Annotated in this window: 21 protein-coding genes; 14 read left to right on the top strand and 7 right to left on the bottom strand. The window is 42.9% G+C overall.

What is annotated here, in order from left to right; translation table 11 throughout:
* Window positions 1-84 precede the first annotated feature (84 nt).
* Together ACMXYX_RS07360 and ACMXYX_RS07365 are read left to right on the top strand one after the other, a co-directional pair.
* Window positions 85-2,649: a diguanylate cyclase domain-containing protein gene (locus ACMXYX_RS07360; protein ID WP_415906724.1), complete on the top strand. Its 2,565-nt coding sequence runs from the start codon at window positions 85-87 to the stop codon at window positions 2,647-2,649.
* Between the two features lie 476 nt (window positions 2,650-3,125).
* The gene (locus tag ACMXYX_RS07365; RefSeq protein WP_415898086.1) at window positions 3,126-5,114 is read left to right on the top strand and encodes a methyl-accepting chemotaxis protein; all 1,989 of its coding nucleotides are present in this window, start codon (window positions 3,126-3,128) and stop codon (window positions 5,112-5,114) included.
* A 55-nt stretch (window positions 5,115-5,169) separates the two neighbouring features.
* Here the strand turns inward: ACMXYX_RS07365 and ACMXYX_RS07370 are convergent, their stop codons facing one another.
* The gene (locus ACMXYX_RS07370) at window positions 5,170-5,853 is read right to left on the bottom strand and encodes a winged helix-turn-helix transcriptional regulator (RefSeq protein ID WP_415898087.1); all 684 of its coding nucleotides are present in this window, start codon (window positions 5,851-5,853) and stop codon (window positions 5,170-5,172) included.
* Between the two features lie 146 nt (window positions 5,854-5,999).
* Here ACMXYX_RS07370 and ACMXYX_RS07375 point away from each other — a divergent pair, with 146 nt between their 5' ends.
* Together ACMXYX_RS07375 and ACMXYX_RS07380 are read left to right on the top strand one after the other, a co-directional pair.
* Complete coding sequence (locus tag ACMXYX_RS07375) at window positions 6,000-6,284, top strand: nickel-binding protein (RefSeq protein ID WP_415898088.1); 285 nt, start codon at window positions 6,000-6,002, stop codon at window positions 6,282-6,284.
* A gap of 223 nt (window positions 6,285-6,507) precedes the next feature.
* On the top strand, window positions 6,508-8,586 hold the full coding sequence (locus ACMXYX_RS07380) for a 4Fe-4S binding protein (protein ID WP_415906725.1): 2,079 nt from the start codon (window positions 6,508-6,510) through the stop codon (window positions 8,584-8,586).
* Window positions 8,587-8,648: 62 nt separating this feature from the next.
* Here the strand turns inward: ACMXYX_RS07380 and ACMXYX_RS07385 are convergent, their stop codons facing one another.
* A complete protein-coding gene (locus tag ACMXYX_RS07385) occupies window positions 8,649-10,412 on the bottom strand; it encodes a hypothetical protein (protein WP_415906726.1) in 1,764 nt (587 codons plus the stop codon).
* Between the two features lie 227 nt (window positions 10,413-10,639).
* Between ACMXYX_RS07385 and ACMXYX_RS07390 the strand changes: the two genes are divergently transcribed.
* A complete protein-coding gene (locus tag ACMXYX_RS07390; protein WP_415906727.1) occupies window positions 10,640-11,026 on the top strand; it encodes a tautomerase family protein in 387 nt (128 codons plus the stop codon).
* 27 nt (window positions 11,027-11,053) lie between these two features.
* Here the strand turns inward: ACMXYX_RS07390 and ACMXYX_RS07395 are convergent, their stop codons facing one another.
* Complete coding sequence (locus tag ACMXYX_RS07395) at window positions 11,054-11,407, bottom strand: hypothetical protein (protein ID WP_415898094.1); 354 nt, start codon at window positions 11,405-11,407, stop codon at window positions 11,054-11,056.
* 326 nt (window positions 11,408-11,733) lie between these two features.
* On the opposite strand from ACMXYX_RS07395, the gene ACMXYX_RS07400 reads away from it, so the two are divergent.
* The 4 genes from ACMXYX_RS07400 to ACMXYX_RS07415 all read left to right on the top strand — a co-directional run bounded on the left by ACMXYX_RS07400 (window position 11,734) and on the right by ACMXYX_RS07415 (window position 14,886).
* Window positions 11,734-12,528 carry an SDR family NAD(P)-dependent oxidoreductase gene (locus ACMXYX_RS07400; RefSeq protein ID WP_415884379.1) on the top strand — a complete coding sequence of 265 codons (795 nt, stop codon included), beginning with the start codon at window positions 11,734-11,736 and terminating at the stop codon, window positions 12,526-12,528.
* Between the two features lie 159 nt (window positions 12,529-12,687).
* Window positions 12,688-13,227 carry an isochorismatase family protein gene (locus tag ACMXYX_RS07405; RefSeq protein WP_415884380.1) on the top strand — a complete coding sequence of 180 codons (540 nt, stop codon included), beginning with the start codon at window positions 12,688-12,690 and terminating at the stop codon, window positions 13,225-13,227.
* Window positions 13,220-14,188: a GlxA family transcriptional regulator gene (locus ACMXYX_RS07410; protein WP_415884381.1), complete on the top strand. Its 969-nt coding sequence runs from the start codon at window positions 13,220-13,222 to the stop codon at window positions 14,186-14,188. The genes ACMXYX_RS07405 and ACMXYX_RS07410 overlap by 8 nt, the downstream gene beginning before the upstream one ends.
* Before the next feature lie 65 nt (window positions 14,189-14,253).
* The gene (locus tag ACMXYX_RS07415) at window positions 14,254-14,886 is read left to right on the top strand and encodes an MOSC domain-containing protein (protein ID WP_415884382.1); all 633 of its coding nucleotides are present in this window, start codon (window positions 14,254-14,256) and stop codon (window positions 14,884-14,886) included.
* 13 nt (window positions 14,887-14,899) lie between these two features.
* Here ACMXYX_RS07415 and ACMXYX_RS07420 read toward each other — a convergent pair whose 3' ends face one another.
* Window positions 14,900-15,670, bottom strand: a complete 771-nt coding sequence (locus ACMXYX_RS07420; RefSeq protein WP_415884383.1) for a sulfite exporter TauE/SafE family protein — start codon at window positions 15,668-15,670, stop codon at window positions 14,900-14,902.
* A 117-nt stretch (window positions 15,671-15,787) separates the two neighbouring features.
* Window positions 15,788-16,657, bottom strand: a complete 870-nt coding sequence (locus ACMXYX_RS07425) for a delta-class carbonic anhydrase (protein WP_415906728.1) — start codon at window positions 16,655-16,657, stop codon at window positions 15,788-15,790.
* Window positions 16,658-16,974: 317 nt separating this feature from the next.
* On the opposite strand from ACMXYX_RS07425, the gene ACMXYX_RS07430 reads away from it, so the two are divergent.
* Together ACMXYX_RS07430 and ACMXYX_RS07435 are read left to right on the top strand one after the other, a co-directional pair.
* Window positions 16,975-17,892, top strand: coding sequence for an ABC transporter ATP-binding protein (locus ACMXYX_RS07430; protein WP_415884385.1), 918 nt, complete (start codon window positions 16,975-16,977; stop codon window positions 17,890-17,892).
* Between the two features lie 3 nt (window positions 17,893-17,895).
* Window positions 17,896-18,657 carry an ABC transporter permease gene (locus ACMXYX_RS07435; protein ID WP_415884386.1) on the top strand — a complete coding sequence of 254 codons (762 nt, stop codon included), beginning with the start codon at window positions 17,896-17,898 and terminating at the stop codon, window positions 18,655-18,657.
* Window positions 18,658-18,667: 10 nt separating this feature from the next.
* Here the strand turns inward: ACMXYX_RS07435 and phnN are convergent, their stop codons facing one another.
* Window positions 18,668-19,228 carry a phosphonate metabolism protein/1,5-bisphosphokinase (PRPP-forming) PhnN gene (gene phnN, locus ACMXYX_RS07440; RefSeq protein WP_415906729.1) on the bottom strand — a complete coding sequence of 187 codons (561 nt, stop codon included), beginning with the start codon at window positions 19,226-19,228 and terminating at the stop codon, window positions 18,668-18,670.
* Between the two features lie 189 nt (window positions 19,229-19,417).
* Here phnN and ACMXYX_RS07445 point away from each other — a divergent pair, with 189 nt between their 5' ends.
* The 3 genes from ACMXYX_RS07445 to ACMXYX_RS07455 are packed head-to-tail and all read left to right on the top strand — an operon-like array spanning window position 19,418 to window position 22,945.
* Window positions 19,418-20,158, top strand: a complete 741-nt coding sequence (locus ACMXYX_RS07445) for a substrate-binding periplasmic protein (protein WP_415906730.1) — start codon at window positions 19,418-19,420, stop codon at window positions 20,156-20,158.
* 17 nt (window positions 20,159-20,175) lie between these two features.
* Window positions 20,176-22,599 carry an EAL domain-containing protein gene (locus ACMXYX_RS07450; protein WP_415898100.1) on the top strand — a complete coding sequence of 808 codons (2,424 nt, stop codon included), beginning with the start codon at window positions 20,176-20,178 and terminating at the stop codon, window positions 22,597-22,599.
* Between the two features lie 7 nt (window positions 22,600-22,606).
* A complete protein-coding gene (locus tag ACMXYX_RS07455) occupies window positions 22,607-22,945 on the top strand; it encodes a hypothetical protein (protein WP_415898101.1) in 339 nt (112 codons plus the stop codon).
* Window positions 22,946-22,997: 52 nt separating this feature from the next.
* Here ACMXYX_RS07455 and ACMXYX_RS07460 read toward each other — a convergent pair whose 3' ends face one another.
* Window positions 22,998-24,416 carry a DEAD/DEAH box helicase gene (locus ACMXYX_RS07460; RefSeq protein ID WP_415884391.1) on the bottom strand — a complete coding sequence of 473 codons (1,419 nt, stop codon included), beginning with the start codon at window positions 24,414-24,416 and terminating at the stop codon, window positions 22,998-23,000.
* Window positions 24,417-24,442: the final 26 nt, after the last annotated feature.

A 24,442-nucleotide genomic window follows, 5' to 3' on the forward strand; every position in this document is an offset into this window, starting at 1 on the left:
AAACCTATACCCCAATATTTGATTACATAGTGTTAAGGGTGGGGGCTATGTAAGGCTTTTTGGGATTCCTACCTGGTTTCTGAAATGGTATTGAAAAAAGAGTCTCATAAGCATTTTTGGCCAATTATCACGATTATGATGTTTGTCGGGGTAATTACTTGTTTAGCTTCGATTGGGATCTTATACAAGTCTGCTGTTGAGGCTGCAGAATCCCGTCTAGTGTCTCTTGTTTCAAGCAAAGCTCGCCTTATAAATTCAGTTGCTGTCTTTGATGCGGAATACAGTCGTGTAGACCACCCTGATGGGGCTGAAGGTGCAACCTTAAGTCAAATTCGAAACTCGTTTAAGGATAAAAATGGGTTTGGGGAAACCGGTGAATTTGTTGTTGGTCAGCTCAGAGGAGAGAGTATTGAGTTCTTGATGAGTTCTCGTCAACTTGAACAAGCCCCCAATCCTATACCGTTAAGCGAAAGTGCTGCTGAACCGATGAGGCGGGCCCTGAATAATGGAGCCGGTACAGTTGTTGGGCTTGACTATGAAAATCGTGAAGTGATTGCTGCTTATCAGTTAGTTCCCCAATTGAGCATTGGTCTTGTCGCTAAAATTGATATGGCAGAAGTACAAAAGCCTTTTATCAGTGCCAGTATTAATGCCTTAATTATTGCTCTGATCATAATAGTGATGGGGACATTGTTAATCAGTCAGATAGAGGAAGAGGAGCACTCAAGTAGTGAAGCCTTTGCATTAAAATCAGGTGTTGGGCCTAAAGAGTGGCTTATATATCGGATATTGCTGCTCGCTACAGTAGCCCTCACTGTGATGATGACCTCGATAGGTTTGTTGTATCACTCCGAACGTGAAGCTGAGAATCAGCGCCTGTTAGATATGGTTGAAACTCAAGCGAGTTTGATTAACGCAGTAGCTGAGTTTGATGCTCAATACAATGAGGATGATTTTCCCGGCGGTTCAGTAAAAGCGACATTACTTCAAGTTAGCAATTCTATGCAGGAGTCACCTGGTTTTGGCGTGACCGGTGAGTTTTTGTTAGGAGGTTTTGACGGTTACAGTGTGAAATTCCTTACACAGCCTTCGCATGCTCTTGAGCCTGTTCCAGATTTTCATGTAGTCGAACCCCACTCGAATGCAATGAAACAAGCATTAGCTGGGCGCACTGGCACGCTGGTGGATATTGATTATCGTAACGAAAATGTTCTTGCTGCATTTACTCCACTTCCTGCATTGGAAGCCGGTTTAGTCGCTAAAATAGACATCCCTGAAATACGTAGTATATTTTTTCAAGCCAGCTTTAAGACCAGTGCTGTTGCTGCGGTTGCAATTTGTTTTGGAGCATTGTTGTTATGGCAACTATCTGGATACAAAAAAGATCAAGAGTTACCTGATTTAGGGCAGCCTATAAGTCACGGCTTGGCAATCTCTGACGAAGCAAGAGTTAGTCCTGTTTTACTGCTCTTTACACTCTCTTTGGGAATCGCGTTATTTGTTTTAGATTTAGCACTACCTTTGGGCATAGCATGTGGCTTGCCTTATATCTTTTTTGTTCTGGTTGGCAAGATATATCCCCGACGTGAACATACGCTGTTTTTGGCATTTCTCGCCACTATTCTAATTTTTATTGGCTACTTTTATTCACCTGTAGGCGGGCAAGATTGGGTTGTTATTACCAATCGGGTTTTAGCCGTGGCAGCTATATGGCTAACTGCATTGACAGTGAGTGTTTCTCAGGCACAAAACCGAGCGCAGAAGGTGCAAGCTTCCGAGCTTAGAAGGCTTTCTTTAGCCGTAGAAAATAGTCCCGCATCTGTCATTATCACTGATCCTGATGGAATCATTCAGTACGTCAATCAGCGTTATACGGAACTTACAGGTTATAGCCGAGAAGAGTCTGTAGGGCGCAAAAGTAATATGACTCGATCTGGTAACACCCCAGACCCAGTTTATAGCCAGCTATGGGAGTCTCTAAATAGCGGACAGACATGGCAAGGGGAGTTTCACAATAAGAAGAAATCAGGTGAGCTTTATTGGGAGAGAGCTTCCATACATCCGATTATTTCAGCTAAAGGTAAGGTTGTGAATTTTGTGGCCTTACAAGAAGATATTACTGAGCGAAAAGTTAGTGAGCTAAAGCTGCAATATATGGCGACTCATGACAACTTAACAAACCTACCTACGCGTCGATTGTGTATGGATCGTTTAGCTAAAATCATTGATATAGCGAAAAGGAAGCAGATGCAGGCTGCGGTTTTGTTTATCGACCTTGATGGCTTTAAAGAGGTAAATGATAGCTTTGGTCATGATGTTGGTGATCAGGTATTAATTGATACCGCTACAAGGCTTAAAGCATGTGTAAGGGAATCTGACACAGTAGCGAGAATTGGTGGCGATGAATTTATCATTCTTTTAAGTGAGATCAATAAACAACAAGATGCAGCTTTTGTCGCTAAGAAAGTCTTAGAAAATATTAAGCAGCCTTACAACATCGAGCAAAAAAAGATAGATATTGGCGTAAGTATAGGAATAGCAATATACCCCAATAATGCTGTAAATACGGAACGCCTTATTCAGTGTGCAGATAAAGCAATGTATAGCGTCAAAACATCAGGTAAAAACCATTATTCCTTCGCTGAATAAACCGTATAAATAATAATGTCTTTTCTTGTTATTGAATCTATTTTATCTAATTAAGAGATTAATTATTCAATAATAAGTTCTTCCTAATTTGTGAATAGGCCTGATTTTTAATATTTGTTTGTATTTGCTAATTTAGTTAATACTTAATCTGTTTCTACTATATTTCTATAAATATATGTAGTAAATATCTATTGCATGTCGATATTATGCCTATTAAATAGTAGTGAGTTGTATGTTCTTTAGTATGGGTTTAAACGCTTGTATGAATTTAATTGTGCGTTAAATTAATGCCTATATAATGCTTAATCTTCTATAAAAGTAGCTGTAAAAGTTATTAATTAATTTATTTTAGGATTTGTTAATGAAAATATATTAGGAGTTATTAAACAGATAGCTATCTATATTTTTTGATTAAAAACTATGGCAGCCTGCTGTTCCTGCTTTTAGGGTCTTTAATCAAAAAGGAGTTTTTTAAGATGACGCTATCTCGCAAGCTCACCATAATTTTCTTAGCTGTGGGTATAGTTCCTATGTTGATTTTGGGAGCTTTTCTTACCTATACCAGTAGTAATAGCTTAAGTGATCAAGCGCTTAACAAGTTACAAGCGGTGCGCAGTATTAAGCAAAATCAGATCGAGTCGTACTTTGCTGAGCGTGAAGGTGATGTGATGATGCTCTCTGAGATGATCAACTCTATGACATCTGCAGGGCATACTCTAAACAGCGTCGAACAGATGCTTGGTGTAGAGGGTGGGGATGGTAGTTTCTTTGCAAAGTACATTAATGCCTATGGTTATTATGACCTTTTCTTAATCAATCCAGCGGGCACTGTTTTCTATACAGTGACACGTGAGGCTGATTACGGCACTAACCTACTATCAGGCCCGTATCGTGATTCTGGCCTAGCTAATGCTTTCCGAAATGCCCGTGATGAGAATAAATTTGTATTAGAAGATTTCGCCCCTTACGCACCTAGTGCAAATGCGCCGGCCAGTTTTATTGCCTACCCAATCCAACAGAATGGTCAGTTTGCGGGTGTTATCGCGCTTCAGCTATCGATCGAAAAGATCGGTTCCATCATGCAAGAGCGAGATGGTATGGGTGAAACGGGTGAATCTTATCTGGTTGGATCAGATAAACGTATGCGATCTGACTCTTTCCTTGATCCTGAAGGGCACTCTGTGATCGCGTCTTTTGCCGGGACTGTTGCGAAAAACGGTATTGATTCTGTATCGGTTCGCCAAGCATTAAATAATAACGAAGGCGTTACAGAGTTGATTGATTACAACGGTAACCCTGTATTGTCTGCTTATACATCGGTGAAGGTAGGGGGTCTTACCTGGGCACTTATCTCAGAAATTGATGTGGCTGAAGCACTTGAATCTGTGTCTGGTTTGAAGATGACGGTTCTGGTTACGGTATTAATCTCAATGGTTATCGTTATTGCTGTGGCTTATGTGTTTTCTCGATCGATTACACGCCCGTTAGGTGGTGAGCCACACGAGATGAAACAGGTAGCCGACACCATCGCATCAGGTGATTTAACCTTAGCCATTGATGCAAATCAGCAACATGGCAGTGCTTATAGCTCGATGGCTGTTATGGCGGATAACCTGCGAAAAATGGTTGCTGACATGATCAGCATCAGCGAGCAGATGGCGCGTAGTAGTGAGGAAACATCAGTTATTACTACTCAAACCCATACCAATACAGAGCTGCAGCAAAACGAATTAACAAAAATCTCTGCGGCAATGGTACAGATGGTTGCAACCGTGCAAGAGGTTGCATCGAACGCTCAGAATGTTTCCGATGCCACATCAAATGCATCTAGAGAAGTCGTTGCCGCTCAGAAAGGGATAGAGCAAACCATGCAATCCGTTGCTGAGCTTTCCCATGAAGTAGATCAATCCAATCAAGCGATCCTGAACCTCGAAGAATACAGCGCGCAGATCGACTCTATCTTAGCTGTGATTGTAAGTATTGCTGAACAGACCAACCTATTGGCGCTAAATGCTGCGATAGAAGCGGCGAGGGCAGGCGATCATGGCCGAGGCTTTGCAGTGGTTGCTGATGAGGTTCGCTCCCTTGCTCAAAGAACGCAGGATTCAACACGCGATATCGAATCGATCATTACCCAGCTAAAAGAGGGGACGCGCCGAGCAAGTGAATCTATGAATGTGAGCATCAAGAAAACTCAGCTTTCACTTCAAAGCACTAAAGAGATGAATGATGTGATTATCTCTATAGGCGCAGGTGCAGAACGTATCAGTGAGATGATGCTGCAAATTGCCAGTGCTACAGAGCAGCAGTCTTGCGTGGCCGATGAGATTGGCGAGAACGTAAATTACATTCACCAATTAGCGATTGAGAATGCCACAGGTGTTGGTGAAACCGCACAAGCGACACAGCACTTATCGCAATCTGCGGGTAACCTACATCAGCTAATCGCTCAGTTTAAAACTTAACTGGGTTAGTCATAAGATATAAAAAAGGCCTTCATTATGAAGGCCCTTTTTAGTTTTAAATCTCATTAGCCGCCGGTATATCGGCAAACATACTATTATTCATCCACCGGCTGACATTAGCCGTTAAAGAGCTAGGGCCGATTAGGTTTAATCGCTGTTGTCTAATCGCGGCTTTATAGCTGATATCACCCATCCAGATCTCAATCATGGTGCGCAGATCGGTATTAAACCAGATATCGACCTCTTTGCCTGGGTCTGTAGTACAGACATCTTTATGGTTACCGTCGACCATTACCCACCATTTAGCTAAGTGTTCACGGTCGCTAAAGTTAAAGCAGATTGTCGTTGCACCGTCTGGGAGTTTATCGGTTTGGATGCTGCGTTCGAGATAAACCATCAGCAGTTCAATATCGAGTTCGCTGTCGGAGATCTGACCGCGGGTCCAACGCATGCCCCAATCACCAATTTGCTGAATAATCGGTAAAAGTTCTTTGCCTTGATCGGTTAAAAAGTACTCGTAGCCCCGTTGGTTTGGGATCTTTTTACGAATCACAATACCGGCTGCCGTCAGCTCATTTAAGCGCTTAGTAAGCATCGTAGGGGAGATAGCAGCCATGCCGCGCTGAAAGTCATTAAAGCGTTTTCCACCCATGAGTAGCTCACGGACGATAAGAAGCGTCCACTTTTCGCAAAGTAGCTCCGAGGCTTTAGCGATTGGGCAAAATTGCATGTACTGCATAAAAATCTCTACTATTTTTTCGTTTTTATTCTTAACTACAGAATTTGTAGTTTGATGCTACGGTTTCGATAGCATTCAAAGAGTGAACTTCAAATTAGTATCAATGCTCTGATTGATTACAAAAACAATAATTGGAGCAATTCACCATGCCTAAGTTCATCATTGAACGTGATATCCCAGAGATCGGTTCTGCCGATGCGGATGCTTTAAAAGCTGCTGCAGCAAAATCTAACGCGGTGCTAGCCGAGATGCAGAGCGAACATAAAGATATCGCTTGGGATTACAGTTACGTCGCTGGCGATAAAACCTTCTGCGTTTATAACTGTGCTGACGCTGAATTAATCGAAGAGCATTCACAGCGTAGTGGTTTCCCAGCATCCATTGTTACGGAAGTTGAAGCGCAGATAAGCCCAGCAACTGCAAAGTCTTAAACAAGCTGTAGTTATTGCAACCGGTGTTACCTTAGCACCGGTTTTTGTGCTGATGTACTGTACTTAAGACCCCAGTGTTTAAGTCTTAAATGCAATTATTGCAGCGAGAATATGCAGTTAGCATGTTATAAAATAACAAGAATAAGTAGCCATGTATCAGTTCTATAATCGTAGTCTTAGCTATGTTTTCTTATTGACCGTGCTGTTTGTATGCACGTTAGTCATGAGTCTTTGTTCCAGTGTGCACGCTGGCGTATTAACTAAAGACGACATCGTTAAAGCCTTTCCTTCTCCTTATATCGTCGGTGATAAAGATGAATCCCTAGCGGTATGGCCGTTATACCAGCAGATATCTACCGATACGCCGCTGGTGGGCTATGCCTATGAAACGATTGATATGGTTGCCGTACCTGGCTTTGCGGGGGTGCCTTATAATCTCTTAGTGGCGATGGACCCGCTGGGATCATTTATCAGCGTAAAAGTTCTATCTCATCACGAACCTGTATTTCTTGAAGGTTTAGGGGAGAAGCCTCTTTTTGATTTTGCTAAACAGTACTCTGGCATATCGTTGATGCAGAACATCAAGATCGATGCCAGCCCGACGGTCGCTCAGCGTGAGAATAAAGCCAATGCTTATATCGACGGCGTGACTAAGGCGACGGCATCGGTTCGAATTTTAAACCAGACTTTATTATCAGCATCATTAACCGTAGCCCGTGAGAAGCTAGGGTTTGCTAAAGGGCGAGATCCCGATCTGATCGCGCGCTTAGATAAAGAGCTTTTTGAGTCTATGAGTTGGGAGCAGCTCATCGATGCAGGTCTCATTCAAAAATTCCGTTTTACCAATGATCAGGTAGAGCAACAGTTTAAAGATACGATTGGTGAAGGGCTGGACGAAGAAGGCCTAGAGGCGCCAGAAGAAACCTATATTGAGCTCTATGTAGCAAACCTAAGCGTGCCATCAGTGGGGCGAAACCTATTACTACCGGAAGCTTGGGAATATCTAAAAGAAAGCACAGCCGAGAATGACCAGCTTCTCTTAGTCGTCGGTGGCGGTCGATACTCATTTGTGGGTGAGGACTTTGTACGCGGTAAAGTGCCAGAGCGAATCAGCCTACAGCAAGCAGGTTTACCGGTTGAAATGCGAGATTTCGATTTAAGTGATCTGCTCGATCTGTATGAGCTGGACTACAAGATTAAACTGCCTGAAGCTTTATCTGAACATGAATGGAAGGCATTTCATGTAATCGGACAGGCAGGTTTAGATCCAGCATTCCCTTATGAATTTCAGCTGCATATCAGCCGTGAAAAGGGTTGGTTGTATCCAGAAACGGTCAGTAAAACTTTGGATTTCAAAACCGAACTGGATGATGATTATTACATCGCTGCAGAAACGGATAACAAGACTTGGCACAGTCTTTGGGCTGGACGCACTACAGATATCGCCATCCTGTTGGTAGGGCTGTTTGTTCTGACGATTGTGTTGGTACGATACCAGCTTCTAACTAAAGGTCAGCAGCATCTGCGTTGGTTCAGACCGCTATACCTAGTCTATACCTTGGTGTTTATCGGTTGGTACGCACAAGGTCAGTTGTCGATTGTAAACATTACTGGTGTGCTACAAGCGTGGCTAGCAGGGCGTAGTTTAGAGTTCTTCCTGTACGATCCTATGACGGTGATTATCTGGGCTTACGTGGGCATTACCTTCTTTGTTTGGGGGCGCGGCACATTCTGTGGTTGGTTATGTCCATTTGGCGCACTGCAGGAGCTTATCGGCAAGGTGTTAGCCTTCCTTAAAATACCTCAAATTAAGATTTCTGAGAAAACCGATGCGAGACTAAAAGGGCTTAAATATCTGGTCTTGCTGTTTATCTTAGTGGTTGCCGTTGTGTCCGTTCCGCTGACAGGTTCCGTAGTAGAGATCGAGCCATTTAAAACCAGTATTACTCTGATCTTTGATCGCTCTTGGCCATTTGTGTTGTGGGCTGTTTTGCTATTGGCATTAAGCCTGTTTGTTTACAAAGGTTACTGCCGCTATATCTGCCCGTTGGGTGCGAGCATGGCTGTGCTGGGTAAACTGCGGATCTATAAATGGCTGCCACGTCGAGAAGAGTGTGGATCGCCTTGTCGTTTGTGTACACAGAAGTGTGAATACCAAGCGATTCCACGTAGCGGTGTGATTGACTACAACGAGTGCTTCCAGTGTTTAGATTGTGTCGTAATTTACGATGATGATAAGCAGTGTGTACCGCTTGTGTTAGAAAAGCGCGGTCGCAAACTGAAAGTGAAGAATGTTGCTTAATTGATAAAAAACCACCACTAACACTATGATTTGTATAGGTTAGTGGTGGTTTTTATCTGTCACTATTCTGTTACAAGCTCGCTCATGGAATCTAAAAGCGATTTCGCTTGTTCTTTGGCTATATCAATATTTAGTTCTTGCTCATCTGTAGCTTCTTTTAGCGAGTTGATGCTCTCTAAAATGAACGCTTTGGTGTTATCGGTAAATGGGGTTAGTGTTTCTACTAGCTGATCTACTTGATCTTCAACAAAACTAGCAGCTTGCCAGAAATCGTCTTTTACCGGTTCGGGTAGTGCTGATTCAAAATCGACTAAGTCTTTTACGGCTTTGCTTTCAATAATCGCATTAGTACGATTTAAGAACTGCTCAAAATTATCTTCTAATAGCTCAAGATCATGCTTTGCTAAACGCGAGGTTGTAGGCCCTGTGTGGTTGGTCTGTTTAATTAGGTTGTCTCGCTGATCGGCCTCTACCTGACTTAAGATATTGGCTAATTGTTTAGTCTGGGCGGGCTCATCTTGATTTAGCCAAGCGTGAGTGGCTAAGAGTTCGATGGTTTGGCGTTGATCCTGAATGGCTGTATCACGATCTTTAATTTCATAGAATGCTCGGCCATCAGAGATCCTCTTCTCACCCATATAAGATTCAGCGACAAGCATTCGAGTATTGTGATCCGATCTAAGGGTATCGAGTGTTGAAAGCGCAGCGTCATTGCTGAATAGATCATGTTGAGAGTCATCACCTACCAGAGTATTCAAACCGGTAGAGGTGATCTCCAAATAAGCTCGCTGATGGGTGCTATCAAGATGGGTAAGGTCAGTGGCCATCTCTTTTAGTTGATCATCACTAAATGTGTAATCTTCAGTTAGAGAAACAAAGGTTTCTATCATGCCGTAAACAACTGAACGGGTATCATCAGCATGATTCAAAACAGCGCCGTGCCACTCTCCGGGTTGTGAGGTGTTGATGAGAGGTTCTGGCGAATCTGGCTGTGTGGCTGTTTTGGAAAGCTCAGCAAGGTAGCCGACCATCGCGTCTTGAGTTTTAGGCTCAAAACTCTCTACAGAATCTAACAAACGGAAACTCAGTTCTAGGTCCCCGCCAAATAGCTGCAATAGATTAGATTGTTGCAGTTCATCTGTGCCTTCGAGGTTATCTAAAATACGGTTAGTGTCTTCTGATAATCGCTCTGAATCGATATTGTTGATAGCAGTAACGAAGTTATGAATGTCGTTAGCAGCAGGAGAGCTTGGATTGAGCAGACCGCCGGAATCGTAAACCGAATCATCATTTGCTAAAGGGACTTTGCTGCTCAATTCATCCGCTTTTGCCAACACTTGGCTACGCGTATCACTATCCAAAGAGGATAGTGTTTGGATGAAGTCTTTTGCATTTTGTTTTCCGGAGGAATAATTGAGTGCAAACGAATTGAAATCGGGCGGTGTTTGTAATGCCAGTGCTGCGTTAGCAAACTGTTTTAGCTCGGTATCACTCAGCTGTTGCGCAAGTGCTAAGAACTCCTCATCTTCTAAAATGCCAAGATCAACTAAGTTTTGACCTTGTTCTTGGGATAGCTTGCCCAAGACCGCATGCATCTGATCGGTTTTTTCCGATTCAGGAAGAATCACGACCTGGTGTTTTCCTTCAAATGCAGTAAATCGCGTAAACTCACTCGGATCTTGCTGGCGCAGTTGCTCTATCTGCACCTCTACAGAATTAATCTGTTTGAGTTGGCTTTTCAGTTCTTGAGAGGGTTCAACCTGCTGAGGTTTGAGAGTTGAACTAAGTCCCTGTTGCAGTGGCAACTGATCCGATGTGATCTTCATAAATCCTTTCGCTTTAACTTCATCCGGGGTTTTATCTATAACGGCCAGATCTCAAGAATATTGACTGATCTGGGTTATATAGGAGGGTGTTTTGTGTGAAAGGTTCATAACAAATGTTTATTTGAGAAAAAATTGCAGATGTAATGAATTGATAAAGATAAAAGAGGATAGTTACTCTTTTGCTAGGAATAGCTATCCTCTTAATCGACCAAAATTTGGACCTAAATATGATCGTTATCTACGGAATTAAGCAGCAGCTAAACCCCATCAAAGCAGAACTGTCGGATGTTATTCATCAGTGTATGCAGCAGGTTTTGGGGTTTCCTGAGGACAAACGCGCGCATCGGTTTATTCCCATGGAAAAAGAAGATTTTTACTATCCTGGTGGTCGCAGTGACGCCTATACAGTTATTGAAATTAATATGATGGCTGGGCGCAAAGTTGAGACGCAGAAAAAGCTGATTCACACTCTATTCGAAAAGATAGAAGGGAAGATTGGTATTCTACTCGTTGATATTGAAATCATCATCAAAGAGCAGAAACCTTACCAGTGGGGCTTTAGAGGTATGACGGGTGATGAAGTGAACGACCTTAAATATAAAGTTAATGTCTAGTTGGCCATGAAGCTATAACTTATTGACCTAATTACACTGATGTTCGGCGAGTAGTTCTAGGCGGTTATAGGCAACTAAATGGGGTAAAAAAATCACCCTAACTTTGACTCCTTTACTTTCAAGATTGAAAGCATCAATTACATTACAAGCGTACTTTGCATAATCTTCAGTTCGATACCGTTGTATTACACCGATTTGGAGTGCTTTCTTTGAAGTCCATTTCACATCAGAGGCTAACGGCTCTTGATCGCTATTCATATAATCAGCGATTTTTTTGTGCTTTCTGCTGAAGCTTTGCTTTGATTTCTTTGATTTGATAATTTCATTTCGCTGCCCCTCGTTATTATAGTAACCGGAGGGTGGTGCTTCATCTTTATCCATAAAGAAGGTTTTAGCGCTGACCTGTGGGCTAATTAGTACAGCCCAGAGTAGGCTTAAGCCTGTGAAAATCCATAATTTGGGTTTGATAAAGTTCAATTGCATCACGTTAAATTCGGTTACTGCTATTCATTTCTCAAGATTACGCTACCTATCTGATTTTAAAAGAATAAGTTTATTAAAATTTTATCTAAATCTATGAAGATTTTTTGATCTGAATTTATAAACGCTCGATTTTGATCATTGTTTGGTATTTATCTACCTCGGTGATTGAGAGTCATTCAAACATACTCCTAGGTAACTTATTAATGCTGTTTGGAGGATTCAATATGGCTGGGCGTTTAGAAGGTAAGGTGGTGCTGATTACAGGTGCTGGTGGTGGGCTAGGCAGTGCGCAAGCACGTATGATGGCCGAAGAGGGTGCGAGTGTAATGCTGGCTAACTTACCAGAGGATCCCATTATTGCAGAAGGTCAGAAACCAACGGGGCTTTGGGATAATGCTGTTAGGGTTGCTGAAGAGATTCGGGCAGCTGGTGGTAAAGCCGATGTGGTGGCTTTGGATGTTACTGAAGAGCCTCAGTGGATTTCTGCGGTTAACGCAACCGAAGCAGCTTTCGGTAAGTTGGATGTATTGGTCAACAATGCGGGTATCTATTACCACGCAGGTTTATTGGATCATACCGTAGAGAAATTTGATCAAATTGTGGGAGTGAATCAGTTGGGCTGTTTGTTGGGCATGAAGTCAGCGATTCCTGCCATGCGTCGGTGTGGTGGCGGTTCTATCATAAACTTTGCATCGATTTATGGTATTTCAGGAGCAGGGACGTCCACGGCTTACCAGAGTACAAAAGGCGCCGTTCGATTAATGACTAAATCAGCGGCACTTGAGTTTGTCGGCGATAATATTCGTATTAACTCAATCTGCCCCGGGATGTTTGATACTAATCTGTTTGAAAGTTCTGTTCCGAAAGAAGCGTGGGGGCCTCTGGTCGATATGGTACCAATGAAGCGCTTTGGCAGACCAAAAGAGATCGCTTATGGCACGGTGTTCTTAGCCTCTGATGAGGCTTCTTTTATGACCGGGTCTGATCTGGTGATTGATGGCGGCTATACCTGCCCTTAAGTTTTTTCTTCACTTATTCTTACCTAGAAAAACTGCGCTTAAGTGCAGTTTTTTTGTTTGGCCGAAATTGTCCTGTTTTTGGCCGCTATCTTTCTTATGTCAATTTTGGTTATAGCTCACACTTAGCTCACAAATATTAAATACATGGGAGTTTAAGCTATGAAAAATACAGCGTTATTAGTGATTGATGTGCAGGAATCCTTTAAACATCGTGATTATTGGTATGATGATGGTTTTTCTGATTATGAAGCGAGACAAAACCGGCTAATTGATGCGGTAAGAGCGCAAGGTGGTTCAATTGTGTTTATCCTTCATCATGAAGATGAAGGCGTATTTTCAGTTGAGTCCGGTTTTGTCCGTTTGATGGATTTTCTGCATAAGAAGGATGAAGATAAGGTGTTTAACAAGCGCGTTCATAATGCGCTGCTCGACAGTGGTTTGCACGAGTGGTTACAAGGGCAATCGATTACCAAACTATTGGTGAGTGGCTTAAGAACGGAACAGTGCTGTGAAACCACAACGCGTGTAGGCAGTGATTTGGGTTATGAGGTAGATTTCGTGGTCGATGCGACTCATACCTTTACTATGAAAAATCAATTTACCGGTGAGACTGTGAGTGAAGAGGCCTTAAAGCAACATACCTCTATGATTTTGCAAGATCGCTTCGCAAATGTGCGCATGGTTGGGGACTATGAATAAGAAAAGGCGTGTTTATCTGTTGGTGTTGCCACGTGTCCATTTGTTGGATCTGGCTGCGCCTGCTCAGATCTTTGCACATCCTTCTCTAGAGGAGAGTATAGAGTTGCGCTATATCTCTCCTCGACCTGAACTGCAGTCCAAACAAGGCTTACATCTTGCTAATCTGGAGCCTTTACCGGAGAGGTTAGAAGCAGACGATTGGCTACTGTTGATCGGAACAAGCCAGTTAAATAAGCATCTTCATGAAGCTGATTACCAGACGGCGATTCAATGGTTAACCTCCGTAAAACAGCAATTCGGTTTGTTAGCGGGGATCTGTTCAGGTTCGCTTCTAGCGGCAAAGGCAGGTGTATTAGATGGTAAGCGCTGCACGACGCACCATGACCTTACCGCCTCACTTTGTCAGATCGCTCCAGACGCTTTAGTACAGGAAGATTGTATTTTCGTTACTGATGGCAATATATGGACGAGCGCCGGTATCACTACGGGGTTGGATCTTTGCTTACAGTTAGTTGATAACCATTGGGGGCAGGATCGGGCAGTACAAATTGCCCGTGAGATGGTGATCTACATGCGAAGATCTGGCCAGGAAGCGCAGCTGAGTTTTTGGTTAAACCATCGAAACCACACTCAGTCTCGCGTGCACAAAGTTCAGGACCTGATAATGGAGCAGCCGGGGTTTGATTGGGATGTGTCGCTATTGGCAGAACGAGTTCACTTAAGTGAACGTCATCTTCGGCGTTTGTTTCTGCAAGCAACGGGATTCAATCTGCAAGAGTACCTGCAGCAGGCGCGCATAGAGCTAGGTCGTCAGTTATTAGAACAAACCAAACTGCCTATAGATGTTATTGCTGAGCGTTGCGGGTTTCATTCTGAAAGAAGCTTAAGACGTGTTTGGGCAAGGTGGCAGGAGGGCACTCCCTCGCAATATCGAAGGAATTTAAATCTGATTGATATTTGATCAATTTGGTTATGGTCGTATATGTTTAAGTGACTGCGTTTCAACACCGTTTATGGAGGCGAGGCATGTCTACTTACCAAGGTACCATCAAGGGTTTATATATAGGGCAACCAAAACCAATTGGCCCAGATGATGCGCCAAGCGGTATCTTCAAAGAGCCCGTTGAAGCTTGTTTATTAACCAAAACAGGGCTGGAAGGTGATGTTCAAGTAGATAAGCGTGTGCATGGTGGTCCTGAAAAAGCGCTGTATCAATTCCCCTCAGAAAATTACGCAACCCTTCGCCAAGCCTTACCGCACCTTGAGGATAGTTTTATCTCTGGATCGATAGGTGAAAACCTTTCCAGTGAATCAGTGGATGATACTCAGGTTCATATTGGCGATATTGTGAAAGTGGGTGGTGCTTTAGTGCAGGTATCCCAACCCCGCAGACCTTGTTGGAAAGTGAATCATAAATACGGCAATGGCCATATAGCGCCTTTGCTTATGTCGCAGGCGATCAGTGGTTGGTACTACCGTGTGTTAGAAGAAGGTGAACTGCGCGTAGGCGATACATTTTCCTTGCAAGAACGGCTAGAGGATAGTGTCGCTGTTGCTGAAGTCTGGAAGGTCTTTTTAGAAAAGTTACAGTCCAGACTACCGCCAGAAGCGTTCAATACCAATATCCCAGGATTATCGACTGAATGGCGTTTTGAATAGCTGTTATTAGGGCTTAGCCGTACATATCGTAGAAGAAGTAAGCAGTGATGCCACAGCTAGCGAAAATTACGAAATTACGCACCCACTGTTGTGGTAACTGCCGTGAGTAGTGTGCTGCATAATAACCGCCTGCGAGCGTACCTATCAGAACGATCGTACCTGAATACCAATCGATCACCCCATCAATAATAAACAGCACAATCGCGATCAGTGATACGCATGAAGATACCAAAAGCTTGATACCGTTCATGGTGTTGATATTGGTATAACCGGCCAAAGCTAAATAACTCAGCGTGATAATACCTAATCCAGCATTGAAGAACCCGCCATAGAGACAAACGCCAAACAGCAGTAGCATCAGAAGAAAGCCTCCTACTGCTGATGCATGCTTATGAGCGCCCGAAAGACTTTTTAATGCGCTGTTGAGTCGTCCACCGAAGATAAAAAGAATCGTCGCGAATAGCAGTAACCATGGCACAGCTTCAAGAAATACCTCTTCAGGCGTTCTTAGTAGCAACACTGCACCTGCGATACCACCGATAAAACTAATCAAAATTAATTTTATGAGGTTCTTTCGATCTTGCCTGATATCTTTTCGCAGCGCATAGGTGCCGCTCATATAACCAGCACAGGCAGAGAATGTGTTGGTCGCATTCGCGCTAATCGGCGGTACACCCACAAACATCAAGGCTGGAAAGGTAATAAAGCTGCCGCCACCGGCGATTGCATTCAGTACACCACCAAAAAAACCTGCTACAAAAAGAATAAAGAGTTCAAACCACATTTATTGAAAAGCCTGTCGTGAGGGATCGATCAAGTATACCGTACTTAGCAGGCCAGTAGGTCAGTGGAAGCCCCTAAGTAGTTTCCGCTTAGGGGCCTTTTGTGTCGATGTTAAGTGTTAATGAGAGATAGGCGATAGAAATTCTGGTCGTGTCACTAGGTTTCTGACTCCATGGGCATGATCTTCATTAAAAGTATTGTCTTTTAACCAAGCATTTACCGTGGAAATGTCCACCTTAAGTACTTTTGGTCGAACACTCCATGTCACTTGGAATGGGGAGCCTTTAATGTTGTAACTAGGGCCTGTTGTGGAGCCTGCATACTGCACTGGTTTACCCGTGTTACTAGGGATATTAACGGCTTGATAGAAGCCGCTTCGGTTGTTGAACTTAGTTAAGTTTCTAAAATCTCGGGCGTTCTTATCATTTACTAATACAATAACTTGAGCTTCAACACGAAGTTGTGGGTTTTTGATCTCTTCGCTAAGGCATGCACCTAATGTCGGACCTGGTTTTACCTGAGCTGTAGAGTGAACAAAGTGAACTTCTAAAGTATCTCCAGGTATCAGTGCTTTATGACTATCGGATTTAACTTTTAAAGCAATTGGACTGAGTTCTTGTTCGGTTAAATCACCAGAAAATTGATAGCCAGTGTGGTAGCCGTGACCATCGCCATTGCCTGCAAATTTAGTGAACTCACCACCTTTATGCTCGGCGTTTTTGTGTAGGTGGATATTGCATAGGTTCATGCTTTGATATGGAGGTGCTTTATTGAAAGCAACGGCGTTTGTACCGGCTGTAGAATCTATATCTCGAGGGGACTGAGGGCCAAAGCCATTACCGTACATATTGGCGTAAAGCAGTTTATCTTGCTTAAGTAGCACGTTATCACTGACATGTTGATTGTGTGCTGAGCTAGGGTTTTCTGCGTGGGACGTGAGCGATAAAAGCAGTGAGGCAGATAATAGGGTAAGTGGAAGTGTTCGCATTGTATTGTTCCTGTCGGCTATAAATATCTGATGCACGCAGGAGGTGAAATACAGCTTGGGCTTGTTTCATTGAATATCCTATCAACGCTTAACCAAGCCAAATCACCGTCCGTAGTGAATGTTTATTGAGAAATAAAACAGTTGTTTTAATTCAGTAGGTAGCAAAATATAGTTGCGTGATAACTGCGTCAAGTAGCTATTGTTGTGATCTTCATAACAGAGTGTTTACCTAGCTTTATCTATCTGATGGATAGATATTTCTCTAATATGGTCAAAGCGTTTTCATGTACAGGTTCCAGTTCAGGAGTTAGCTTTTAATGCAGCCGATTATTCAGGTGCAGGACTTAAATAAAACATACGATTCTGGGTTTACTGCTTTACGTTCGGTGAATCTTGATATCAAAAAAGGTGAGATCTTTGCACTATTGGGTCCTAATGGTGCGGGTAAAACAACGCTGATTAGTATTATTTGCGGAATTAGCCGTGGAACCTCAGGTACGGTTTTAGCGGGTGGTCATGATATCGCTAAGGATTATCGCCAGGCCCGAAGCAAAATCGGATTAGTACCGCAGGAACTTACGACTGATGCTTTTGAAACAGTCTGGGCAACTGTCAATTTTAGCCGTGGTTTGTTTGGTAAAGCGCCACGTAAGGCTTACATCGAGAAAATCCTTAAGCAGCTTTCTCTGTGGGATAAACGTAATTCAAAGATGCTAGAACTGTCTGGTGGTATGAAGCGCAGGGTGATGATTGCGAAAGCCTTGTCGCATGAGCCAGAGATTCTTTTCTTGGATGAGCCTACTGCAGGCGTCGATGTCGAACTGCGACGTGATATGTGGGAGATGGTTCGAGAGCTGCGTGATAACGGAGTCACGATCATTTTGACAACTCACTACATTGAAGAAGCCGAAGAGATGGCTGATCGTATTGGAGTGATTCGTAAGGGTGAAATTATCCTGATCGAAGAGAAGGCGACACTGATGTCTAAGTTGGGCAAAAAATCCCTGCATATTCATCTTCAACAGCCGATGGAGCAGATTCCTTCAGAGTTGGAGTATTTTAATCTGACTTTAGAGCAAGCAGGGGAATACCTTCAGTATGTTTATGATGCCAGTGAAAGTGAGCAGGTTGCTGAATTGTTAGCGAAATTAAATGAGCTAGGCGTCGGGATTAAAGATTTGAACTCTTCGGAAAGCTCGCTTGAAGATATCTTTGTAGAACTGGTGCAGGAGTAAGTGATGAATTTTTACGGTATTCGAGCGATCTATAAGTTCGAAATGGCGCGCACCTTTCGTACGTTGATGCAGAGTATTGCTTCTCCAGTGCTTTCAACATCACTCTATTTTATTGTCTTTGGTACTGCCATTGGCTCAAGAATGGGGGAGATTGATGGTATTAGCTATGCGGCATTTATTATTCCGGGTCTATTAATGCTGTCACTGTTGAGTGAGAGTATTTCTAATGCGTCTTTTGGTATCTTCTTTCCGAAGTTTTCTGGGACGATTTACGAAGTATTGTCAGCACCGGTTTCACCTTTTGAGATTGTAGCTGGCTATGTTGGCGCGGCAGCAACGAAATCGGTCATGCTAGGGCTATTGATTCTGGCTACTGCGAGTTTGTTTGTCGATTACACTATCTTGCACCCGCTATGGATGCTTTGTTTCCTAGTTATTACTGCTATTACTTTTAGCTTATTTGGCTTTGTTATTGGTATCTGGGCCGATGATTTCCAGAAGCTTCAGATCATTCCATTGATGGTAATAACACCTCTGACTTTCTTAGGCGGAGCGTTTTACTCGATCAATATGTTGCCTGAACCTTGGCAGACTATTTCACTATTTAATCCTGTTGTTTATTTGGTGAGTGGTTTCCGCTGGGCGTTTTATGGCGTGGCTGATGTGAATGTTGGCCTAAGTTTGGGAATGACCATATTGTTTATGATGAGCTGTATGGCAATCATTGCTTGGATATTCCGAAGTGGCTACCGCATCAGAAGCTAGATTGTAGCGATTAACGAATAAATCGGTGCTCGGTGATGATATCCATCAGAGCATCGATTCCTTCTTCTTTAGTGCCGCTATTGTCTATATATAAAGTGCCGGATGGCATGTGGTCCAAAAAGTCATCATGACGCTTTAAACGCTTCTCTATCTCTATATCTGTTTCCCTTCCGCGATTATGCAATCTATCCCTTAGTAGCTCGGTTCTAATATTTATCATCACTGGGATAAGAAAGTCGTATTGCTTCATGGCAATTGGAAGATACTCGCGAGAGCCGTTAATAATGACGTTGAGTCCCGCTTTAACCCAGATTTCGACCTCTTTACCTATCCCATACAAATGGTTATGAGATGCCCAGTGCATAGCAAACATTGCGGTTTCAACGCGTAGTTGAAATTCTGACTCTGTAAGGTGGATGTGGTTTTCTCCACCGGCATCTGCAGCCCGCGTGATGTACCTATGGGCGATAAATGCCTGATGGCTATGTTCTAAACGTTCCCTACAGCCTTGTAGGAGAGTGTCTTTTCCAGAGCCAGAGGCGCCCATAAGATAAAAAAGTTTACCGCTCATCAACTTTCCGATAGTGAGATTGCGTTTTTGTAGTTATAGCAAACTCACTTTATCAAAGCTTTAGCGCTTTGGACTAGATTCGATATGGTTGAGTGTGCCGGTTTGGTGTTGTGTATCCTCTTTTAATTGATACATCTTTAAATTAACCTAGTCTGTTATAAGGTTATTAAATGTATGAGGGGGATGACAGTGACGCGATTGAACCGTTTGGCGATCTCTTTAACGTTATTGCTGTTGCTGCCTTATGCTCAAGCTAATCAGACCGTTCATTTATACACGGTTGATTATCCTCCCTACACCATGGTTGATGATAACGGTGTAATCAGTGGTATCGACGTGGAGGTTACGCAAGCAGCTTTTGCTGCCGTAGGTATTAATGCGGATATACAAACAGCCCCATGGAAGAGGATATTAAAGAGTATTCGCCATGGGCGCATGGCTGGCACAGTTACTTGCTCTAAAAGGACCGGTAGAGATAAATTTATTTTGTTTAGTGATGTTTTAAGTGAAGCATATCAGTCTGCTGTAATGCACAGTGATCGAGTTGATACAGATATCGTTAGCTTTGACGATTTGGCTAGGGTAAATGTTTCAGTTGTTGATGGTTGGGGTATTCAAAAAGAGTTACAACAGGCAGGTATTTCCCATTCTATAGTGCCTGATGTTGATAGTGGGGTCCGTTCATTAGTTTATCGAGACGTAGATGTTTTCTACAACGCTGGTCTTGTAACTCAATATCACGCGAGGAAATTGGGATTGCTCGATAAAATCAAAATTAAGCGCCTGAAAGGCAAGCAAAGTACTCAGTATCATCTGTGTTTAAGTAAAATGTATCCAGATGCTGATGTTCTTTTGGATAAGTTTAATGAAGGTCTACGCTTAATCAAAATTAATGGTCAGTATCAGGCTATTTACGATCGTTACCTATAATTTCAAAACGGCATTTTATGGCCCTTAATTTAAGACGCAAGATTGCTCTCAAACAAGCGCGCTTTATCTTATTTATTGCGTTGCTATTAGGACTCTTTTCCTCTGGCTTGCAGATCTACTTGGATCTTCAGCAAGTGAGAAAAAACACTTCTGAGGATACTGTTCGTATTATCAGTATGTATCGTGATACAGCTACCCAGGCTGTCTATAACCTCAATGCTTTCCAGGCAAACGAGGTGACTTCTTCGCTTGTCTCTTATCCTATGATTTATCATGCGAAATTAATCGATGATTTCAGTGAAACCTTGGCCGAACATCGACGGGATCAAACATTGAGTTCTAGCTTTGTTTCGCAGTCTACCCAGCAATTATTTGATTTAAATCGCTATATTGAATTGGAGCTGGCGGTTGTTAATTCTGATAATGAAAGGGCGAAGCTTATAGTAGAACTGGATACGTTATATGTGGCTAACAGTTTTACACAACGCGCTATTAACAGTTTATTTTTGGGGTTGATGCACAGCGTTGCCTTGGCTGCTATTTTCTTACTTTTAACCTATCGATTTCTTTCTCGCCCGATTGTAAATACAGCCAAATGGGTTAACGAATTACGTTCTGGTGATAAAAGTTCGGCTTTACCCTATACCGCAGAAGATGAATTAGGTGATTTGGTTCGCAGCTTTGCAGGATTATGGAAAGATCGTGAGGCTGTAACTGATAAATTAACCGAAATGGTTGCAGAGCTATCTGAAAGTGAGCATTTTTCGCGCTCAATAATGGATAACGCTGGGGACGCTATGTTCCTATGTGGTCTTGATAGCACCATTTACCGTGTAAATAACCAAGGTGCAAGCACGCTTGGATTATCAAAAACACAGCTTAGTAATACCAAGCTTTCTGATTACAGTAAAAACTACTCATTCGAAGAATACCAGCAAGTGTTTGAGGGTATTAGCGGCAGTCAAGTGACCACTTTCGAAGATCTGCAGGTACATGCTGATGGTAGTGTTTTTCCTGTAGAGGCGAGAGCGATTAAGCTTACGCTCCAATCCCAAGAATACCTTCTGATCGTTGCTAGGGACATTTCCGTTAGGAAGCAAGCAGAAAAACAGATCCATGAGTTAGCGTTTTATGACACGTTGACGGGGTTGCCTAATCGCCGATTGTATTTGGATAGGCTTACAGCCTCAGTCGAATTACACCAAGCGAATCATAATTACGGTGCTGTTTTGTTCTTAGATCTTGATCGATTTAAAACAATTAATGACTCCCTAGGGCATGGTGTTGGTGATGAGTTGCTCAATAATATTGCGCAACGTTTAACACATGTTTTACCTATTGAATCAACGTGTGCTCGATTTGGTGGTGATGAATTCGTTATTCTCATACCCGAAACTGGAAATTCTCAAGAAGTGTGCGCTGATGTATCTGCACATTTGGCGCAAGAAGTTCTAAAAGTTATGTCAGAGCCATTCAGCATTGAAGGACACACACTTTATTGTACGGCTAGTATAGGTATTGCTGTATTCCCTGCTGCTGATGCATCGGCACAGGATATTATTCGGCAGGCAGACACTGCGTTATACCGTGTTAAGGCGATGGGTCGAAATGGCTTTCAGTTCTATGATCCTGAGATGCAATCTACTGCGCAGGAGCGTTTAGAGGTCGAAAAAGGGCTTCATCAGGCACTCACATCCAATCAATTTGTTTTGTGGTTTCAGCCGCAAATTTGTAGAGACGGTCAACTGGTTGGAGCGGAAGCTCTTATCCGTTGGCAGCATCCAGAAAAAGGAATAATCTTTCCTGGTGGGTTTATTCAGGTTGCTGAAGAGAGTGGGCAGATTGTTGAGATCGGCAATTGGGTTTTAAGAGAAGGGTTAAAACATTTGGCTCAATGGAGAGCTGATGGTTTGCCCGAGAGTTTCCAGCGTCTTGCTATTAATATCAGCCCTATGCAATTTATGCAGGTGGACTTTGTCGATCAAGTTATCCAGCTAATGGATGAATATGATTTGCCAGGCGATGCAGTTGAATTAGAAATTACCGAAAATATGCTGCTCAATAACTTTGAAGTGGCGAGTCACAAGATGAATCTTTTGAAAAGGAAAGGGGTTTCTTTTGCGATTGATGATTTCGGGACAGGTTATTCTTCGCTTAAATATCTTCGACACTTGCCGCTGGATATACTTAAAATAGATCGCTCATTCGTAACGGACCTTCGTCCAAAAACTGAAGAAGCTGCCATTGTTGAAGTTATTTTGGCGACTGCTGATCGTTTAGGGCTATTGGTCATTGCTGAAGGTGTTGAAACCATCGAAGAGAAAGATACCTTAGTTCAATTGGGATGTGACTGCTTTCAAGGTTACCTGTTATCTAAACCCCTACCTGCTGATAAGTTTATTGAGTTTCTATCCTCCAATGATGTTGTAGTAATAGATTGAGTAATTAATGAGTGAGTTAAGCAAAGAATTGGAACTGCTTTGGGAGCAGGCTTCTGAAGCGCATACTGCAATACAGCGGGATTTTTCAGATATCGATCCGCTTATTGGTGTTAGTCAAAATATGCGAACGCAGGGTATACCTGCGGACGTTATGACTATTGATTGTTTGCGTACACGTAAACGGATAATTGTCATCTTGCATGATCAGCAGCCTGATATTGTTAGCTATCAATTTGCGGATATGGACTCAGATCCTGAAGGTCGTTTTGAAACTTTAGCGTTTGAGAATGTAACGGAAAAGCGTATCTATCAATGGATCGCAGAGTATTTTAAGAATCCATTATAAGTGAATCTGTTATGGGCTTCAGGCCAGTAGTAACTGGCCTGAGTGTGCTTTGTTAAGTGCGGTTACCCCAAGGGTTTGAAGCGGGGCGCTTGGTTGTACGTTTTTTGTTTCCGCTTTCTTGTTTTTGGCCTGGTTTCTGCCCTTTAGGTTTGGAACTATTACGTTTACCTGCACCTTCACTTGCTTTGTGCGATTTGTTTTTACCTTGAGGCTTATGCCCGCGGGAATTATCCCCTGAACGTTGGCCGTCACGATGGCCTTTAGCCTGCTTGGGTTTGTTACTGTTATTTGATTTCTTTCGAGCCGGTTTTTTGCTTAAGTCTGAGGCTGGCAGAGCGTGTGCTGGTTCGAAACCTTCGATGATCTCTCTGTCTAATACTTTACCGATTAGACGCTCAATTGCGTGTAAATGATCAAATTCATCAGCACTTACCAAAGAAACGGCTTGGCCTGTCGCGCCTGCTCGACCTGTACGGCCAATACGATGAACATAATCTTCAGGCACATTCGGTAGATCGAAATTCACTACTTGAGGCAATTGGTCAATATCAATTCCTCGAGCAGCGATATCTGTTGCAACGAGTACTCTTACAGAGCCGCTTTTGAACTCCGCTAATGCCTTGGTTCGTGCGCCTTGACTTTTATTGCCGTGAATCGCGGCAGCACTGATTTTGGCAGATTCTAACTGACGAACTAAGCGGTTAGCGCCGTGTTTGGTTCTTGAGAATACAAGCACTTGATGCCAGTCATTGTCTTTGATCAATTGACTCAAAATTTGCGACTTCTGCTTTTTGTCTACGGGGCAAATCCACTGTTTAACCGTTGAAGCTGTGGAATTGGCAGGGGTGACAGAAATCTCTACAGGGTTAGATACAAAGGCTTGGGCCAATTTTCTAATTTGTGGTGAAAATGTCGCTGAAAATAGCAGGTTTTGACGCTGTGAAGGCAAAAACTTCAGGATTTTCTTAATGTCATGAATAAAGCCCATATCGAGCATACGATCAGCTTCATCTAGGACAAGAACTTCTAGTTGGCTAAATTTAACAGCACCTTGATTGTGCAGATCAATCAATCGGCCGGGAGTCGCTACTAAAACATCGACTCCGCCTCTTAATTTGGCAATTTGTGGATTAATTTTGACGCCGCCAAAAACTACGGTCGAACGTATGGCTAAATTTTTTGAGTAGCTCTCTACACTATCGTTTACTTGAGCGGCAAGTTCTCTGGTTGGAGTAAGAATTAGCGCTCTAACATGCCCGCGTTTAGCAGGTGTACCATGACTTAATCTCTCTAAAATCGGAAGAGTAAAGCCTGCGGTTTTACCAGTACCCGTTTGTGCTGCAGCCATAAGGTCGTGACCTTCGATGACCGCAGGAATTGCCTGCTCCTGAATAGGGGAAGGTGTTGAATAGCCTTTGGCATCGATCGCATCAAGAATAGGGCTAGATAAACCAAGCTCTGTAAAGTTCATAATTATCTCTTAAGGAAAGCGTTCTT

Origin of the sequence: Neptuniibacter sp. QD72_48 (assembly GCF_047778065.1) — a bacterium.
Lineage (GTDB): Bacteria > Pseudomonadota > Gammaproteobacteria > Pseudomonadales > Balneatricaceae > Neptuniibacter.